A 16,662-nucleotide genomic window follows, 5' to 3' on the forward strand; every position below is an offset into this window, starting at 1 on the left:
ACCCCAGCCCTCCCCTTGAAGGGGGTGCAGCAGGGGTTTCGCGGAGCATCGCTCTGCGCCTGCGGAACGGCACAGCGAAGCGGAGACTCCCGGGAGCGAACGTGCTGCATTGAACTTGACGTCAACTAATTGCCTGGCGGGTTGATAACGCGCGAGCAGGCGCGCCGCGACCTCACGGCGCAGCGGACGGGACGGGGTAGAGCGGGGGGAACCCCGGAGGCGCCGCTCGCGGGCGGCGCGGGCTTAAACGTCGGTGGACTTCACCAGGTGGTGGGCGACGGCGTAGCGGATCAGCTCGGACGTATTCGTCATCGCCATCTTCTGCAGGATGCGCGTCTTGTGCGTGCTGATGGTCTTGACGCTGAGCGACAGCTCGTTGGCGATGTCGGTGAGGCCCTGGCCGAGCACGAGGCGATGGAAGATCTGGTATTCGCGGTCCGACAGGCTGGTGTGCGGCAACTCGTTCGCGGCGGGCATGAGGCCGCGCGCCATCAGCTCCGCCACGGTGTCGCTCACGTACACGCCGCCGCGCGCCACGCGGCGGATCGCGTGCACCAGCAGGTCGGCGTCGCTCTCCTTGGTCAGGTAGCCCGACGCGCCGGCGTGCAGCGCGCGCACGGCGTATTGCTCCTCGTGGTGCATGCTCAGGATCAGGATGGGGAGCTTGGGCTTCTCGTCGTGGATCAGGCGGATGAGATCGAGGCCGCTGCGTCCGGGCATGGAGATGTCGAGCACGACCACGTCCCAGTCCTGCTCGCGCACGAGCTGCAGGGCCTCGTTGCCGTTGGCCGCCTCGCCGCAAACGGCGAGGTCCTCGGTGTCGGCGAGGATCTGCTTCAGGCCATCGCGAATGATCGCGTGGTCGTCGGCGAGCAATACCCGGAGTTTTTCCATCTTGCTTCCCTCATTGCCCGGTCGGCACGGTGACGTCGATCGTCGTGCCGTCGCCGGGCGTGGAATGGATCGCGAAGGTCCCCTGCACCAGGCGGATGCGCTCGCGCATGCCCAGCAGGCCGAACCCCGCCTGGTTCGCCGCATCGAGCACGAAGCCGACGCCGTCGTCGCGCACGGTCAGGCGCCAGTCGTCGCCGTCGCGGCGGAACGCCACCCATACGGTACTCGCTTGCGCGTACTTCGTGACGTTGGTGAGCGACTCCTGCAACACGCGGAACAGCGTCGTCGCCTCGGCGCTGCCGCGCTCGGGTTCGTCGTCGTCCAGGTCCAGCACCAGCTCGATATCCGTCCGTTTGGAGAAATCGTCCGTGAGCCAGGAGATCGCCGCGCGCAGGCCGAGGTCATCGAGGATCAGCGGGCGCAGCTCGTAGGTGATGCGCCGCACCGACGCGATCGTCTGGTTGAGCTGCTCCTTGATGACGCCCACCTTGTCCTGCAGGTCGGCGCGCTCGCCGGGCAGGCGGCCGCCGAGCCAGGAGAGCTCGAGCTTGATCGCGGTGAGCCGCTGCCCGAGTTCGTCGTGCATCTCGCGTGCGATGCCGGCACGCTCGTCCTCGCGCACCCGCTGCAGCGCGGTGGAGAGTTCCTGCAGCTGGCGATTGGTCTCGCGCAGATGCGTCTCGATGCGCTTGCGCTCGGTCAGGTCGCGCAGGACCACGGTGAGAAAACGCCGCCCCTGGGTTTCGGTCGAGGAGAAGGTCGCGTCGGCGGGGAATTCGCGCCCGTCGGCGTGGCGGGCGACGAGTTCGGCGCGGCCACGGCGCGCGTGTCGCGGCTCACCCGAATTGCGCCGCCGCCCGACGATGGCGTGGTAGGCGCCGCGCGACTCGCTGCCGAGCAGGCGGTCGAAGGGTTTGCCCAGGGCATCCTCGGCACGGACGCCGAACATGTGCTCGGCCGCACGGTTGAACAGCACGACGGACAGGTCCTCGTCGATGGTGACGATCGCATCCATCACCGACTCGACCATCTCGCGCAGGCGCTCCTCGCTGTCCTGCAGTGCGCTCGCCATCAGCGCCCGCCGGCGCATGCTCCACACCACGCCGCAGGAAGCGGCGAGCAGCAGCGCGGCGACGATGCCGGCGCCGGCAACGATGGGCCGCGCGGTCATCGGCCAGGACACCAGCGCCGAGTCCTGATCGACGGCGACGCCGATCAGGAAGGGATAGCGCGGCACGGGATGATAGGCGACGAAGCGGTTCTCGCCGGCCAGGGTCTCGGTGACGTGGACCGTGCCGTTCGGGTCGGCAGCCTTCTCGCTGAGGCGTGGCAGCTCCTGCACCGGCTGGTCGACCTTGTCCATGTCACTGGGGAAGCTCGCGACCAGGTTGCCGCGCGCGTTGATCAGCTGGATCTGCTTGCCGAAGCGCAGGTCGAGGCGGCGGTAGAACGATTCGAAATAGTTGGCGACGACCGCCGCGGCGACGACGCCACGGAAATTCCCGGAGCCATCGACGAGCCGCGCGCTGAGGTAGAAAGTCCACTCGCCGTCGAAGCGGCGGCGGTACATCTGGCTGACGAAGAGCCCTTCATCCTTGCGCACCAGGCTCGCAAAGTAGTCGCGGTCGGCTTCATTGAAGCCCGGACGGGTGCCGAGCAGGGTCGAATTCATGACGACGCCGCTGGCATTGACGACGAACATCGACGAATACTGCGGCAAGCCTTCGGCGCGGGCCTTTAGGAGCGCCTGGACGGGGAAGCTGTCGAGCTCGAGCTGCTGCCCGATGCTGTCGGACAGCCTGTCCTGGGCGCCGCGCAGGGCCATCGTCACGCCATCGAGCGTGCGCGCCGTCTGCTCCGCGAGGATGCGGCTCAGGGTGGAGATCTCGCTGCGCGCGTACTCGATCTCGCGCTGGCGCATGTCGTAGAGCAGGAAGGCGGTGCCGCCGGCCAGCACGGCGAGCATCAGCGCGGTCAGCAACATCACCGCACGCACGGGCGGCTCGATCCAGAACTTGCGCAACAGGCCTGACATGCGGAATTCCCGAGCTAAGGCCGGCGCGCCATTCCGACGCCATCGTCGGTCCCGGCCCCCCGGTGCGGGCGGACTATAGAAGGCGGAGGCGTGCTCGGCAAGTTTGAAACAAACAATTCATCGTGGCGATTCCTGCAACAATCGCCGGCCACAATGCAGCGCTGCGAGATTTCCCTGTGGGAGCGGCTTCAGCCGCGAAGGGGCCGCGCCACGTGCGACACCGCCGATTCGCGGCTGAAGCCGCTCCCACACGAAACCCGCCCCGCACGCCGGTCACCGGCCCGGGTGTCGGGTAGAATTCCCGCCTTTCCCACCTGCGCATCCGTCCATGGAATTTTTCGCTCCGCTGCTCGACATCGTCCTTCACCTCGACAAGCACCTCGAAGCGCTCGTCAGCGCCTACGGGGTCTGGATCTACGCCATCCTGTTCGCGGTGATCTTCAGCGAGACGGGCTTCGTCGTGACGCCCTTCCTGCCGGGCGACTCGCTGCTCTTCATCGCCGGCGCACTGGCGGCGCTGGGCAACATGGACATCTCGCTGCTGATCCTCACGCTGACGGCCGCGGCGATTCTCGGCAACACTGTGAACTACTCGATCGGCCGCTACTTCGGCCCCAGGGTCTTCCACTGGGAAAACTCGCGCCTGTTCAACAAGGCGGCGCTGATGAAGACGCACCTGTTCTACGAGAAGCACGGCGGCAAGACGCTGGTGATCTCGCGCTTCCTGCCGCTGTTCCGCACCTTCGCGCCCTTCGTCGCCGGCATCGGCAGCATGAGCTATGCGCGCTTCACGCTGTTCAACGTCGTCGGCGCGGTCGCCTGGGTCGTGTCGCTCACGCTCGCCGGCTACTGGTTCGGCAACATGCCGTGGATCAAGCAGAACCTCACGCTGGTGATCGTGGGCATCATCGTGCTGTCGCTGCTGCCGGTGGTGATCGGCGCACTGAAGGCGCGCTCGACCGCCTCCTGAGCGTGACGGAAGTGGCGGCGCAGCGTTGCGTCGCCACGCGCCGGGCACTAGGATGAATTGCCGCCGGTGCGAGCGCGCGCCGTCGGCACGGTGCTCGGGCCGACAGACGCCGTTGCGGTGCACGCGCAAAGGAGAGCGTCATGAGCTACGCCGAACGCGCGCTGCGCACGCTGAGCGCGGGCAACCGCACGCTGTTGCGGGCGCAAGACGAAACAACGCTGCTGCACGACATGTGCCGGGTGATCGTCGAACTCGGCGGCTATCGCATGGCTTGGGTCGGGTTTGCCGAACATGACGAGAGCCGGACGATCCGCCCGGTTGCGCACCACGGTGTCGAGGAGGGATTCCTCGGACTCGCGCACTTCAGCTGGGCCGATGGCGACAGCCCCGACGCCCGCGGCCCGACGGCCAAGGCGATCCGCACGGGCCAGCCGGTCGTCATCCAGGATCTGCAGCACATCCCCGAGATCCAGCTGCCGATCGCACTGGCCGAATCGTACAAGCGCGGCTACGCCGCGCTCGTGGCCTTCCCCCTGGTCATCGACGGCACCGTGATCGGCAATCTCACGATCTTCGCGGCCGAAGCCGATGCCTTCGACGAATGCGAATGCAAGCTGCTCGCCGAGATGGCCGACGACCTCGCCTTCGGCATCGCGATGCTGCGCATGCGCGAACGGCACCGCGCGGCGGAGGAAACCATCCGCCACATGGCCTTTTACGATGCCCTCACCGACCTGCCGAACCGCAGCTCGCTGGGCGAGACGCTCGCCACGGAAATTGCGCAGGCGCAGCAGGAAAACCAGTCCATGGCCGTGCTGCTGCTGAAGATCGGGCGCTTCCAGGAGATCAGCGACACGCTCGGCTACCAGGAGGGCGACCACCTGATCGCGGAGATGGCCGCCCGCCTGCGGCAGATCGCCGGCCCGAACAAGTCGGTGGCGCGCGTCGGCGAGGACGAGTTCGCGATCATCATGCCGCGTTCGAGCGCCGAGGCGGCGATGCGCGTCGCCCACCATGCGATGCGCGAAGCCTGCGACCCGGTGGACTTCGCCGGCCTGGCGATGGATCCGCACGCCCATATCGGCATCTCGCTCTTCCCCGGACATGGCAACACGCCCGAGGCGCTGCTGCGGCGCGCGAAGATCGCGGCGGTGCAGGCGCGCAGGACGGCGTGCAAATACACCCTCTACAAGGGCACGGAAGACCGCGAGAGCACGCGTCGGCTGGAGCTGATGAGCGAGCTGCGCAGCGCGATCGACCAGAACGAGTTGCTGCTGTACTGCCAGCCCAAGGTTTCCATCCGCAGCGGCGAGATCTGCGGCGCCGAGGCGCTGGTGCGCTGGCAGCACCCGCAGCACGGCATGATCGCCACCGGCGAATTCATCGCGCTTGCCGAACATGCGGGCCTGATCATGCCGCTCACGCGCTGGGTGCTGGAAGCGGCCTTCCGCCAGTCCTACGCGTGGTACGAAAAGGGCATCAAGCGGCCGCTGTCGGTGAACCTGTCGGCGCAGGACCTGCGCGATCCGCGCCTCATCGACCGCATCAGCGGCCTGTTCGCGACCTGGGCGCTGCCGCCCGAGCTGGTGCAGTTCGAGCTCACGGAGAGCGCGCTGATGGAAGACCCGGCCGGCGCGCTGGAGACGCTGGACCGGCTCAAGGAGCTCGGCGTCGAACTGTTCATCGACGACTTCGGCATCGGCTACTCCAGCCTGAGCTACCTGCAGAAGCTGCCGGTCGACTCGCTGAAGATCGACCACTCCTTCGTCACCAGCATGCTCACCAATTCCGGCTCGGCCGTGATCGTGCATTCGACGGTGGAGCTGGGACACAACCTGGGGCTCGGCGTCGTCGCCGAGGGGGTCGAGAGCGAGGCGCTATGGAACCGGCTGCAGGAGCTGGGCTGCGACACGGCGCAGGGCCATTTCGTCGGCCGTCCGATCCCGACCGCGCAGTTCGACGACTGGGAGGCGCAGTCGCCGTGGAGCCACCCGACGCCGGGCGGCGGCGCGGCGCTGCACTGAGCGCCACGCACCGCCCCACTCAAGCGAGCGTCAGATCACGCCCTGCGCGAGCATCGCGTCGGCCACTTTGACGAAGCCGGCGACGTTGGCACCGTCCACGTAGCTGACCGTGCCGTCCGGACGCAGACCGTGCTGCACGCAGGCGTCGTGGATGCTGTGCATGATGCCGAGCAGGCGCGCATCGACCTCCTCGCGCGGCCACGACAGGCGCATCGCGTTCTGGCTCATCTCGAGACCCGAGGTCGCGACGCCGCCGGCGTTGCTCGCCTTGCCCGGCGCATACAGCACGCCCGCCTGCTCGAACACGCGCACCGCCTCGGCCGTCGAGGGCATGTTGGCGCCTTCGGCGACGCACTTGACGCCGCTCGCCACCAGCTTGCGCGCGTCCTCGCCGTCGAGCTCGTTCTGCGTCGCGCAGGGCAGCGCGACATCGACCGGAACGTGCCACGGCGACACGCCGGGCTGGAAATTGGCCTTGACGCGCTGCGCGTAGTCGCTGACGCGGCCGTACAGGTGGTTCTTCACTTCCATCAGCTCGGCGAGCTTCTCGGTGGTGAAGCCGTCCTCGTCCACCACCGTGCCGCTCGAGTCGGACACCGTGACGACCTTCGCACCCAGCGCCATGGCCTTCTCGACCGCGTACTGCGCGACGTTGCCCGAGCCGGACACGCTCACGCGCAGGCCGTCGAAGGACATGTCGCGGCGCTTGAGCATCTCCTCGGCGAAATACACGGTGCCGTAACCGGTTGCCTCGGGGCGGATCAGCGAGCCGCCGAACGCGAGGCCCTTGCCGGTGAACACGCAGTCGGCGCGGTTCGACAGCTTCTTCATCATGCCGGCCATGAAGCCGACCTCGCGTCCGCCCACCCCGATATCGCCGGCAGGAACGTCGGTATCGGAACCGACATGACGGAACAGCTCGCTGACGAAGGCCTGGCAGAAGCGCATCACCTCGGCGGGGCTCTTGCCCTTGGGATCGAAGTCCGAGCCGCCCTTGCCGCCGCCCATCGGCAGCGTGGTGAGCGCGTTCTTGAAGGTCTGCTCGAAGGCGAGGAACTTGAGGATGGAGAGATTCACCGAGGGGTGGAAGCGCAGCCCGCCCTTGTAGGGGCCGATCGCCGAGCTGTGCTGGATGCGGTAGCCGCGGTTGACCTGCACATCGCCGTGGTCATCGACCCAGGAGACGCGGAACATGATCACGCGCTCGGGCTCGACGAGGCGGTCGAGCAGGCCCTGCTCGGCGTATTTGGGGTGGCTGGAGATGAAGGGCCAAAGGCTTTCGATGACCTCGGTCACCGCCTGCAGGAATTCGGGCTGGCCGGGATTGCGCACAGCGACGTGTTCAAGAAACTGTTCGAGCGACTGGTATTTCATCGAATTCCCCAAAATGGTGCGTCTAATACGCCGGTAGTGGATCGCCCGCCTTTATGCACCAATTTGAGGCGCAGAATCAACGATTTTCTACAGCTTCATTAACTTTTCTTAATGCTCGCCCCATTATGGTGCGCTTTTCGCCGCCTACAAGGCGTAATAGACAAGAAAAACGGCGCCGAAGCGCCGTTTTCCGATCGATTGCACAGGTTTTCTGCGACTTACATGCTGCGGCGGTACTGCCCGCCGACCTCGTACAGCGCGCTGGTGATCTGGCCGAGCGAGCAGTAGCGCACGGCATCCACCAGCACCTCGAACACGTTGCCGTTCTCGATCACGGTCTGGCGCAGCTTGGCCTGCCACTTCGGCGCTTCGGCCTTGTTGCGGGCATGGAAGTCCGCGAGACGCTTCAACTGGCTCTGCTTCTCTTCCTCGGTCGAGCGGGCGAGCTCGATTTCCTGCTGCGCCTGGCCCTTCGGGTTGAGGAAGGTATTCACGCCGATGATCGGGTAGGAGCCGTCGTGCTTCTTGTGCTCGTAATAGAGCGACTCCTCCTGGATCTTGCCGCGCTGGTAGCCGGTTTCCATCGCGCCGAGCACGCCGCCGCGCGAAGCGATCGCTTCGAACTCCTTCAGAACCGCTTCTTCGACGAGGTCGGTCAGCTCGTCAATGATGAAGGCACCCTGATTCGGGTTCTCGTTCTTCGCCAGGCCCCATTCGCGGTTGATGATCAGCTGGATCGCCATCGCGCGGCGCACCGATTCCTCGGTCGGCGTGGTGATCGCCTCGTCGTAGGCGTTGGTGTGCAGCGAGTTGCAGTTGTCGTAGATCGCGATCAGCGCCTGCAAGGTGGTGCGGATGTCGTTGAAGTCCATCTCCTGCGCGTGGAGCGAACGGCCCGAGGTCTGCACGTGGTACTTCAGCTTCTGGCTGCGCTCGTTCGCGCCGTACTTGTTCTTCATCGCGACGGCCCAGATGCGGCGGGCGACGCGGCCGATCACCGAGTACTCGGGGTCCATGCCGTTGGAGAAGAAGAAGGACAGGTTGGGCGCGAAGTCGTCGATGTGCATGCCGCGCGCCAGATACGACTCGACGTAGGTGAAGCCGTTCGACAGCGTGAAGGCGAGCTGCGAGATCGGGTTCGCGCCGGCCTCGGCGATGTGGTAGCCGGAGATCGACACCGAATAGAAGTTCTGCACCTTGTGATGGACGAAGTATTCCTGGATGTCGCCCATCATCTTCAGCGCGAACTCGGTCGAGAAGATGCAGGTGTTCTGGCCCTGGTCTTCCTTCAGGATGTCGGCCTGCACCGTGCCGCGCACCGAGGACAGCGTCCATTCCTTGATCTTCTGGAACTCGGTCTCGGTCGGCTCGCGGCCGTTGTCGGCCTTGAACTTCACGACCTGCTGGTCCATCGCGGTGTTGAAGAAGCACGCGAGGATGATCGGCGCCGGGCCGTTGATCGTCATCGACACCGAGGTCGTAGGCGCGCACAGGTCGAAGCCGTCGTACAGCACCTTCATGTCGTCGAGCGTCGCGATCGACACGCCGGAGTTGCCGATCTTGCCGTAGATGTCCGGACGCGGATCGGGATCGCAGCCGTACAGGGTCACCGAGTCGAAGGCGGTCGACAGGCGGTGTGCGGGCATGCCTTCGGACACGCGCTTGAAACGGCGGTTGGTGCGGAAGGCGTCGCCCTCGCCCGCGAACATGCGCGTCGGATCCTCGCCCTCGCGCTTGAACGCGAACACGCCGGCGGTGTAGGGGAAGGAGCCGGGGACGTTCTCCTTCATCAGGAATTTCAGCGATTCGCCGTCATCCTCGAAGTTCGGCAGCGAGACCTTGCGGATCTTGGTGCCCGACAGCGAATCGGAGGTCAGCTTGGTGCGGATCTCCTTGTCGCGGATCTTCACGACGTACTCGTCGGCGGCGTACAGCTCCTTCGTGCGCGGCCACATGTCGAGCAGCTTTTTCGCGGCCGGCGTGAGTTCGCCGTCCTTCCAGTCGATCATCTCGGCGAAGTTGCCCGAGTCCTTGCCGCACTGCTCGAACAGGGACTTGGCGATCTTCAGCGACTGGCGCTCGCGCGCGACGCGGGCTTGCTGCTCGATGTGCTTGTGGTAGTCGCGCACCGTATCGGCGATCTCGGCGAGGTAGCGCACGCGCTCGGCCGGGACGATCGCGCGGCCGCGCGACGAAGCCTTGGTGGTGACCTTGGGCAGCGCGCCGGGCTTGGCCTTGAGGCCCTTCTCGACCAGGCGCGGGAAGATCGCCTGGTACAGCGCGGTGATGCCGTCGTCGTTGAAGCGCGCGGCCATGGTGCCGAACACCGGCATGTCGTCGGTCGGCGTGGAGAACAGCTCGCGGTTGCGCTGGTACTGCTTGCGCACGTCGCGCAGCGCATCCTCGGCGCCCTTGCGGTCGAACTTGTTGATCGCGACGAAGTCGGCGAAGTCGAGCATGTCGATCTTCTCGAGCTGGCTCGCGGCACCGAACTCGGGCGTCATCACGTAGAGCGACAGATCGACGAAGGGAACGATCGCGGCGTTGCCCTGGCCGATGCCGGAGGTCTCGACGATGATCAGATCGAAGCCGGCGAGCTTCGCGGCGGCGATGACTTCAGGGAGTGCAGCCGAGATCTCGGAGCCGGTGTCGCGCGTCGCCAACGAGCGCATGTAGATGTTCTCGTGCTCGATCGCGTTCATGCGGATGCGGTCGCCCAGCAGCGCGCCGCCGGTGCGCTTGCGCGAGGGGTCGATCGACACGATGCCGATACGCAGCTTGTCGTTCTGGTCGAGGCGGAAGCGACGCACCAGTTCGTCGGTGAGCGAGCTCTTGCCGGCGCCGCCGGTGCCGGTGATGCCCAGGGTTGGGGTCTTGACCTTGGCGGCGGCCTCGATCAACGCCTTCTTCACGTCCTCACCATAGGCGCCGTTCTCGAGCGCGGTGATGATGCGCGACAGGCTGCGCAGCTGCGCCTTGCGCTCGCCGCCGGTGAGCTGACGCAAGACTTCCTCGGCGGACTTCGGCGCCGCGCCGGTCAGATCCTGGTCCGACTTCGCGACGAGGTCGTTGATCATGCCCTGCAGGCCCATCATCGCGCCGTCTTCGGGCGAGTAGATGCGCGTGACGCCGTAGTCGTGCAGTTCCTTGATCTCGGACGGGACGATCACGCCACCGCCGCCGCCGAACACCTTGATGTTCTCGCCGCCATTGGCCTTCAGCAGGTCGATCATGTACTTGAAGAACTCGACATGGCCGCCCTGGTAGCTGGTGATCGCGATGCCCTGCACGTCTTCCTGCAGCGCCGCATTGACGATCTCGCCGACCGAGCGGTTGTGACCCAGGTGGATGACCTCGGAGCCGGTCGATTGCAGAATCCGCCGCATGATGTTGATCGATGCGTCGTGGCCGTCGAACAGCGCCGCGGCGGTGACGAAACGCACCTTGTGCTGCGGCTTGTAGGCGACGAGCTTCTTGGCTTCGCTGAGATTGGTCATGCCTTCTTCCCTCTGGTTGGCGCCCGGGCGGCGCTCGGTCCTGTTTGTGGGCTTAATCTTAGAAGGCGGAGGAGGCATTTGCCATTGTGCGTGCCGACGACAATCGTGCAAAATCCGCCAATCGCCTTCCGCCTGTCAGGACGCTTCCGCATGCCCGCAAGCCTGCCGCCCCCCGGCGTCGATGCCGCGCCGCTGCGCCCCAAACGAGCCACGGTCGCCATGGGTTTCGTGACCGGGATGCTCGCGGGAATGCAGGGGCGCGGGCGCGACCCGGCGCCCTTTCTCGCCGCGGCGGGCATCGACCTTGCAGACCCTGCCACGCGCGTGCCGATCGACCGTTATGCACGGCTCTACAACGACCTCACACGCGCACTCGACGACGAGGGCTTCGCGCTGTTCGCGCAGCCGATGCGCAGCGGCAGCTTCGAGTTCCTGTGCCGCGGCATGCTCGGCGCGGCGACGCTGGGCGAGGCGCTCGACCGCGCGGCGCGCTTCCTGCGCATCGTGCTCCCCGACCTCGCCGTGAGCGTACGCCGCGCCGAGGATCCGGACGACGAGCGCGCCGAGCTGCGCATCTCCGAGACGCGCCGCCTCGCGGACTGGCGCGGCGATCCGGCGCGCGTATTCGCCTTCGAGTGGCTGCTGCGCCTGATCCACGCGGTGGCGTGCTGGCTCGTCGGCCGCGGGCTCGCACTCGACTCGGTACATTTTCCCTACCCACGGCCAGCACACGCCGACGACTACGCGCTGGTCTATACCGAGCACTCGTTCTTCGACGCCGGCACGCTGGTCGCACGCCTGCGCGACAACCTGCTGGACCTGCCGGTGCGGCGCGACGAGGCGGCGCTGAAGGCCTTCCTCGACGGGGCGCCGGGCAAGATCACGATGCTGTACCGGCGCGACCGCGACATGGTGCTGCGCGTGCGCGACCTGCTGCGTCACGCGCTGCCGGCGAGCCTCGCGCTGGAGGACGTCGCCGCGCGCCTGCATCTTTCGCCGCGCACGCTGCACCGCCGCCTTGAGGACGAAGGCGCGAGCTTCCGCTCGATCAAGGACGCGCTGCGCCGCGACATCGCGCTGTCGCGGCTGACGAAGACGCAGCAGCCGGTTGCGACGATCGCCGCCGAGCTGGGGTATGCCGACACGTCCGCCTTCTACCGCGCCTGCGTCGCCTGGACGGGGGTGTCGCCGGAACGCTTCCGCCGGCAGCTGCACCATCAGCCGGGCGGCCGCCGGACCTCGCGGGACGGATGAGCACCACGCTTTCCGCCCTGCACCCCGGTCCCGCGAGAACAAGCTGCTCTAGAATGGTGCCGACTCTGCCGGAGCCGACCACCCGATGCTACGCAACGCCCCCCCATCCGAGCCGCCCAAACCGCCGCCGCGCATGTCCGGGCACGAACTGCGGCGCTACGACCTGCTGCTTGCCGGCCTCGACCTGCTCGACCAGGCCATTGCGGTATTCGACGCGACCCCGAAGCTCGTCACCTGGAACAAGGCGATGCTGCGCCTGCTCGACTTCCCCGAGAGCATGGTGCGCGTCGGCACGCCCTTCGAGGAATTCGTGCGCTTCAACGCCGAACGTGGCGAGTACGGCGACGGCGAACTGGAAAAACTGGTGTCGGAGCGCATGGCAGCGGCCCGCGCCTTCCTCCCGCACTACGCAGAACGCAAGCGCCCCAATGGAAAGATCCTCGCGATCCGCGGCGTGCCGATCCCGAACCTCGGCTTCGTCTCGCTGTGGACCGACATCACCGAGCAACGCCGCGCCGAGGAGGTTATCCACCAGCAGAATCTCGAGCTCGAAGCCCGCGTCAAGGCGCGCACGCAGGAACTGGAAGACGCCAACGCCTGCCTCGCGCGCGCCAACGCCGAGATCGACGAAATCGCCGGCGCTCTGCGCCACAGCGAGGAGAAGCTCAAGACCATCATCGACTCGATCCCAGCACTGATCGCCTACGTCGGCCGCGACGAGGTGTACCGGTTCGCGAACCGCGGCTATGCGGAGTGGTTCGGACTGGGCAAGGAAGAGATCGTCGGGCGCTCGATCGAGAGCGTATTCGGCCCCGAGCTCTATCCCATCGTCCGGCAACGTCTCGCGGTCGTGGACCGCGGCGAGCGCGTGAGCTACGAATACGCGCGCAGGCTCGCCAATGGCCGCACGGTGCATGCGCGCAGCGTGATCGTGCCGGAGATGTCCGCACAGGGCGAGGTGCAAGGCTATTTCGTGCTGTCGACCGACATCACCGAGCAGAAGGCGAGCCAAGCCGCGCTGATCCAGGCGCAGAAGATGGAGGCCGTCGGGCAGCTCACCGGTGGCCTCGCGCACGACTTCAACAACCTGCTGACCATCATCATCGGCAATCTGTCGGCGCTGCAGGGGCAGGCGCCCGGCGCCCGCCTGAGCGAGCACCTCGACCCCGCGCTGCACGCCGCGCGACGGGGCGCGGAGCTCATCAAGCGCCTGCTGACCTTCTCGCGCGGCCAGGCGCTGGAGCCGCGCGCCGTAGAGGTCGGCGCCCTGGTGCAGGACATGGCGCAGCTGCTCGCTCGCTCGCTGACCGAGAACGTACGACTGCACGCGAGCCTGCCGGACGCACCGCTGTTCGCCTTCGTCGACGCCCATCAGCTCGAGAACGCGCTGCTGAACCTCGCGCTCAACGCGCGCGACGCGATGCCCGACGGCGGCGACCTGACGATCGCGATCAGCGAACGCCACATCGACGAAGGGCTGGCAGCACTGGCCGAGCTGCCGGCAGGCGACTACGTGCAGATCGACATCACCGACACCGGCAGCGGTATCGACCCGGAACTGCTGCCTCGCCTCTTCGAACCCTTCTTCACGACCAAGCCCTTCGGGCGCGGCAGCGGGCTGGGTCTGGCGATGGTGTACGGCTTCGTGCGCCAGTCCGGCGGCAACATCCGCATCCGCAGCACCCCCGGCAAGGGCACCACGGTGACCTTCGTGCTGCCGCGCGCGGAAGCCCCCGCAAGCGCCGACGCGAACGTTTCCGCACCGGCCGTGCGTGCGGCCCGCAGCGTGTCCGGCCCTGTCCTGCTGGTCGAGGACGAACCGGAAGTGCGGCGCATCATCCGCCTGCAGCTCACCGCGCTGGGCCACACCGTGATCGAAGCGGGCGATGGCGTCGAAGCCTGGCTGCTCCTCGAAGCGGTATCCGACATCGCGATCCTCGTCACCGACACCATCATGCCGGGCGGCATCGGCGGGCGCGAGCTGGTCACCCGCACGCGCGCCTTGCGTCCCGACATGCCCATCCTCATGATTACCGATTACGCCAGCGACAATGCCCTCGCCGGCACCGCCGAACTCGACGTGCCCGTGCTGCGCAAACCCTTCGACCAGGCCGCGCTCGCCGCCGCCATCGACGAACTGCTCGAACACAACGCCACCCCTGCCATCCAGAGAGAGGAAGCCCCCGACCGATGACCGGACAAGAAAGCTCGCCGCTGATCCTTGTGCTGGAGGACGAACCGGACATCGCCCGCATCATCTGCAGCGCGTTGTCCGGCTACGGCTTCCGCAGCGAACACCTGCGCACCGGACGCGAGCTGCTCGCCCGCGCGCAGCAGACCTCCCCCGACCTGGTGATCGTCGACCTCGGCCTGCCCGACATGGACGGCATGCAGGTCGTGCGCGAACTGCAGGACGGCAGCCCCTGCGCCGTGCTGATCCTCACCGGCCGCAACGACGTCACCGACCGCGTGCTAGGCCTCGAGCTCGGCGCCGACGACTACATCGTCAAGCCCTTCGAGCCGCGCGAGCTGGTCGCCCGCGTGCGCTCCATCCTGCGCCGCTACACGCGCTCGGCCGCCCCCGAGGCTGGCGGCGAGGCACCCGCCGAACGCACCGTCGCACGCTTCGGCGACTGGCGTTTCGACACCGGACGCCATTCGCTGGTGCACGCGGACGGCAGCGAGACCAGCCTATCCTCGGCCGAAGCCGCGCTGCTCCTGACCCTGGTGCGCCGCCCGAACAAGATCCTCAGCCGCGAGCAGCTCCTCGGCGAGCGCGACGTCGATCCCTTCGACCGCAGCATCGACGTGCGCATCTCGCGCCTGCGCCGCAAGCTCGGCGACGACCCGCACAGCCCAAAGATGATCAAGACGGTGTATGGCGCGGGCTATCTCTTCGCCGCACAGGTCGGCTGGGAGTGAGCGACCTCACGCGTCTGACCTCTCGACGGACCGGCACAAAGAATTCATAATTATGGATTCTTAATCCAAATTTACCGGCGGAGATTTCCATGACGCAGCGCCCGTTCAAGATCCTCGGCATCCAGCAGATCGCCATAGGCGGCCCGAGCAAGGACAAGCTCAAGACCCTGTGGGTCGACATGCTCGGCCTGGAAGTGACCGGCAACTTCGTCAGCGAGCGCGAGAACGTCGACGAGGACATCTGCGCGATGGGCAAGGGCCCGTTCAAGGTCGAGGTCGACCTGATGCAGCCGCTGGACCCGGAGAAGAAGCCGGCCGTGCATGCGACGCCGCTGAACCACGTCGGCCTGTGGGTGGACGACCTGCCGAAGGCGGTCGAGTGGCTCTCCGCCAACGGCGTGCGCTTTGCCCCCGGCGGCATCCGCCGCGGCGCGGCCGGCTACGACATCACCTTCCTGCACCCGAAGGGCAACGACGAATTCCCGATCGGCGGCGAAGGCGTGCTGGTCGAGCTGGTGCAGGCCCCGGCCGAGGTCGTCGAGGCGTTTGCGAAGCTGGCCGGCTGATTCGACATCTGCAGGCGGCACGCGACGCCGATCGCCGCGGCCGCCGATTTCGTCGTGGGAACGGCTTCAGCCGCGAATCGGCGGTGTCGCAGCGGCGCGGGCCATTCGCGGCTGAAGCCGCTCCCACGGGGCGCCTCCCGCCGGGCAGCTCCCTGATCGCCGTCTCCGGCGAGCCCCTGACTAGAGCTTCGCCGTGTTGAAGGTGTCGCACGCCTTCAACGAGCCCTTCTCCAGCCCGATGCGGAACCAGCGCACGCGCTGCGCGGAGCTGCCGTGCGTGAAGCTGTCGGGCATCACCCGCCCCTGCGACTGGCGCTGCAACTGGTCGTCGCCGATCGCGGTCGCGGCGCCGAGCGCTTCCTCGACGTCGCCCGCTTCGAGCACCTGCCGACTGCGGTCGGCGTGATGCGCCCACACGCCGGCAAGGCAGTCCGCCTGCAGCTCGAGGCGCACCGACAGCTGATTGCCCTGACGCTCCGACACCCGTTCGCGCGCCAGCTGAACCTTCTCCGAGATCCCCAGCAGGTTCTGCACGTGATGCCCGACCTCGTGCGCGATCACGTAGGCCTGCGCGAAGTCGCCGGGTGCACGGAAGCGGTCCTTCAGCTCGTTGAAGAAGGACAGATCGAGATACACCTTCTGGTCCGCCGGGCAATAGAACGGCCCCATCTCCGCCTGGCCGACGCCGCAGGCGCTGCGCGTCGCGCCGGTGTACAGCACCATGCGCGGCTCCCGGTACTGCCCCCCGCCCGAACGGAAGATGGCCCCCCAGGTGTCCTCGGTGTCCGCGAGCACCATGGAGGCGAACCGTGCCAACTCGTCCTCGGCGGGCGAGCGCGGCGCCGCGCGGCGGGCGGCCGGCGGCGGGGGCTGGCTGACGCTCGCGGTGTCGAGGATCACGCGCGGGTCGATACCGAAATACATCGCCACCAGCGCGATCACCAGCGTGCCGACACCGATGCTACGGCCACCGCCGAAGCCGCCCCCGCCGCCTTCGCTGCGGCGGTCCTCGACGTTGTCGCTCTCGCGGCCGTTGCGAAACAGCATGTGCGCTCCCCGTCCTTCAATGAACCGTGAGATTCACATTATGGACCAGCGCATCCCGCCCTCCGCCAGCGGTGCGTAA

General features: G+C 67.1%; 11 protein-coding genes. 6 read left to right on the forward strand and 5 right to left on the reverse strand.

Annotated elements, in window-relative coordinates; genetic code table 11:
* Window positions 1-243: 243 nt before the first annotated feature.
* Together GO615_RS06605 and GO615_RS06610 are read right to left on the reverse strand one after the other, a co-directional pair.
* On the reverse strand, window positions 244-894 hold the full coding sequence (locus GO615_RS06605) for a response regulator (protein ID WP_169126256.1): 651 nt from the start codon (window positions 892-894) through the stop codon (window positions 244-246).
* A 10-nt stretch (window positions 895-904) separates the two neighbouring features.
* A complete protein-coding gene (locus tag GO615_RS06610; protein WP_169126257.1) occupies window positions 905-2,929 on the reverse strand; it encodes a PAS domain S-box protein in 2,025 nt (674 codons plus the stop codon).
* Between the two features lie 328 nt (window positions 2,930-3,257).
* On the opposite strand from GO615_RS06610, the gene GO615_RS06615 reads away from it, so the two are divergent.
* Both GO615_RS06615 and GO615_RS06620 read left to right on the forward strand, forming a co-directional pair.
* Window positions 3,258-3,899 (forward strand): DedA family protein, encoded by a 642-nt coding sequence (locus GO615_RS06615; RefSeq protein WP_169126258.1) that lies wholly within the window; start codon window positions 3,258-3,260, stop codon window positions 3,897-3,899.
* A gap of 140 nt (window positions 3,900-4,039) precedes the next feature.
* Window positions 4,040-5,923 carry a putative bifunctional diguanylate cyclase/phosphodiesterase gene (locus tag GO615_RS06620; protein ID WP_169126259.1) on the forward strand — a complete coding sequence of 628 codons (1,884 nt, stop codon included), beginning with the start codon at window positions 4,040-4,042 and terminating at the stop codon, window positions 5,921-5,923.
* Between the two features lie 30 nt (window positions 5,924-5,953).
* Here GO615_RS06620 and gdhA read toward each other — a convergent pair whose 3' ends face one another.
* Entirely contained in the window at window positions 5,954-7,297 is a 1,344-nt protein-coding gene (gene gdhA / locus GO615_RS06625; protein ID WP_169126260.1) for an NADP-specific glutamate dehydrogenase, read from the reverse strand.
* Between the two features lie 218 nt (window positions 7,298-7,515).
* Complete coding sequence (gene icmF / locus GO615_RS06630; RefSeq protein WP_169126261.1) at window positions 7,516-10,794, reverse strand: fused isobutyryl-CoA mutase/GTPase IcmF; 3,279 nt, start codon at window positions 10,792-10,794, stop codon at window positions 7,516-7,518.
* A gap of 150 nt (window positions 10,795-10,944) precedes the next feature.
* On the opposite strand from icmF, the gene GO615_RS06635 reads away from it, so the two are divergent.
* The 4 genes from GO615_RS06635 (at window position 10,945) to GO615_RS06650 (ending at window position 15,536) form a co-directional block, all read left to right on the forward strand.
* On the forward strand, window positions 10,945-12,048 hold the full coding sequence (locus GO615_RS06635; RefSeq protein ID WP_169126262.1) for an AraC family transcriptional regulator: 1,104 nt from the start codon (window positions 10,945-10,947) through the stop codon (window positions 12,046-12,048).
* An 85-nt stretch (window positions 12,049-12,133) separates the two neighbouring features.
* Window positions 12,134-14,242, forward strand: a complete 2,109-nt coding sequence (locus GO615_RS06640; protein ID WP_422614259.1) for a PAS-domain containing protein — start codon at window positions 12,134-12,136, stop codon at window positions 14,240-14,242.
* On the forward strand, window positions 14,239-14,970 hold the full coding sequence (locus tag GO615_RS06645; RefSeq protein ID WP_169126263.1) for a response regulator transcription factor: 732 nt from the start codon (window positions 14,239-14,241) through the stop codon (window positions 14,968-14,970). Before GO615_RS06640 ends, GO615_RS06645 begins: the two co-directional genes overlap by 4 nt.
* A gap of 89 nt (window positions 14,971-15,059) precedes the next feature.
* Window positions 15,060-15,536: a VOC family protein gene (locus GO615_RS06650; protein WP_050417575.1), complete on the forward strand. Its 477-nt coding sequence runs from the start codon at window positions 15,060-15,062 to the stop codon at window positions 15,534-15,536.
* Between the two features lie 180 nt (window positions 15,537-15,716).
* Here the strand turns inward: GO615_RS06650 and ypfJ are convergent, their stop codons facing one another.
* Window positions 15,717-16,583 (reverse strand): KPN_02809 family neutral zinc metallopeptidase, encoded by an 867-nt coding sequence (ypfJ, locus tag GO615_RS06655; RefSeq protein WP_169126264.1) that lies wholly within the window; start codon window positions 16,581-16,583, stop codon window positions 15,717-15,719.
* Between the last annotated feature and the right edge of the window lie 79 nt (window positions 16,584-16,662).

Source organism: Aromatoleum evansii, from assembly GCF_012910805.1.
Lineage (GTDB): Bacteria > Pseudomonadota > Gammaproteobacteria > Burkholderiales > Rhodocyclaceae > Aromatoleum > Aromatoleum evansii.

Coding starts and splice junctions, on each gene's coding strand:
- ypfJ (WP_169126264.1), bottom strand. CDS start 16,583: ATGCTGTTTCGCAACGGCCGCGAGAGCGACAACGTCGAGGACCGCCGC.
- gdhA (WP_169126260.1), bottom strand. CDS start 7,297: ATGAAATACCAGTCGCTCGAACAGTTTCTTGAACACGTCGCTGTGCGC.
- GO615_RS06635 (WP_169126262.1), top strand. CDS start 10,945: ATGCCCGCAAGCCTGCCGCCCCCCGGCGTCGATGCCGCGCCGCTGCGC.
- GO615_RS06610 (WP_169126257.1), bottom strand. CDS start 2,929: ATGTCAGGCCTGTTGCGCAAGTTCTGGATCGAGCCGCCCGTGCGTGCG.
- GO615_RS06650 (WP_050417575.1), top strand. CDS start 15,060: ATGACGCAGCGCCCGTTCAAGATCCTCGGCATCCAGCAGATCGCCATA.
- GO615_RS06605 (WP_169126256.1), bottom strand. CDS start 894: ATGGAAAAACTCCGGGTATTGCTCGCCGACGACCACGCGATCATTCGC.
- GO615_RS06620 (WP_169126259.1), top strand. CDS start 4,040: ATGAGCTACGCCGAACGCGCGCTGCGCACGCTGAGCGCGGGCAACCGC.
- GO615_RS06615 (WP_169126258.1), top strand. CDS start 3,258: ATGGAATTTTTCGCTCCGCTGCTCGACATCGTCCTTCACCTCGACAAG.
- icmF (WP_169126261.1), bottom strand. CDS start 10,794: ATGACCAATCTCAGCGAAGCCAAGAAGCTCGTCGCCTACAAGCCGCAG.
- GO615_RS06645 (WP_169126263.1), top strand. CDS start 14,239: ATGACCGGACAAGAAAGCTCGCCGCTGATCCTTGTGCTGGAGGACGAA.
- GO615_RS06640 (WP_422614259.1), top strand. CDS start 12,134: ATGCTACGCAACGCCCCCCCATCCGAGCCGCCCAAACCGCCGCCGCGC.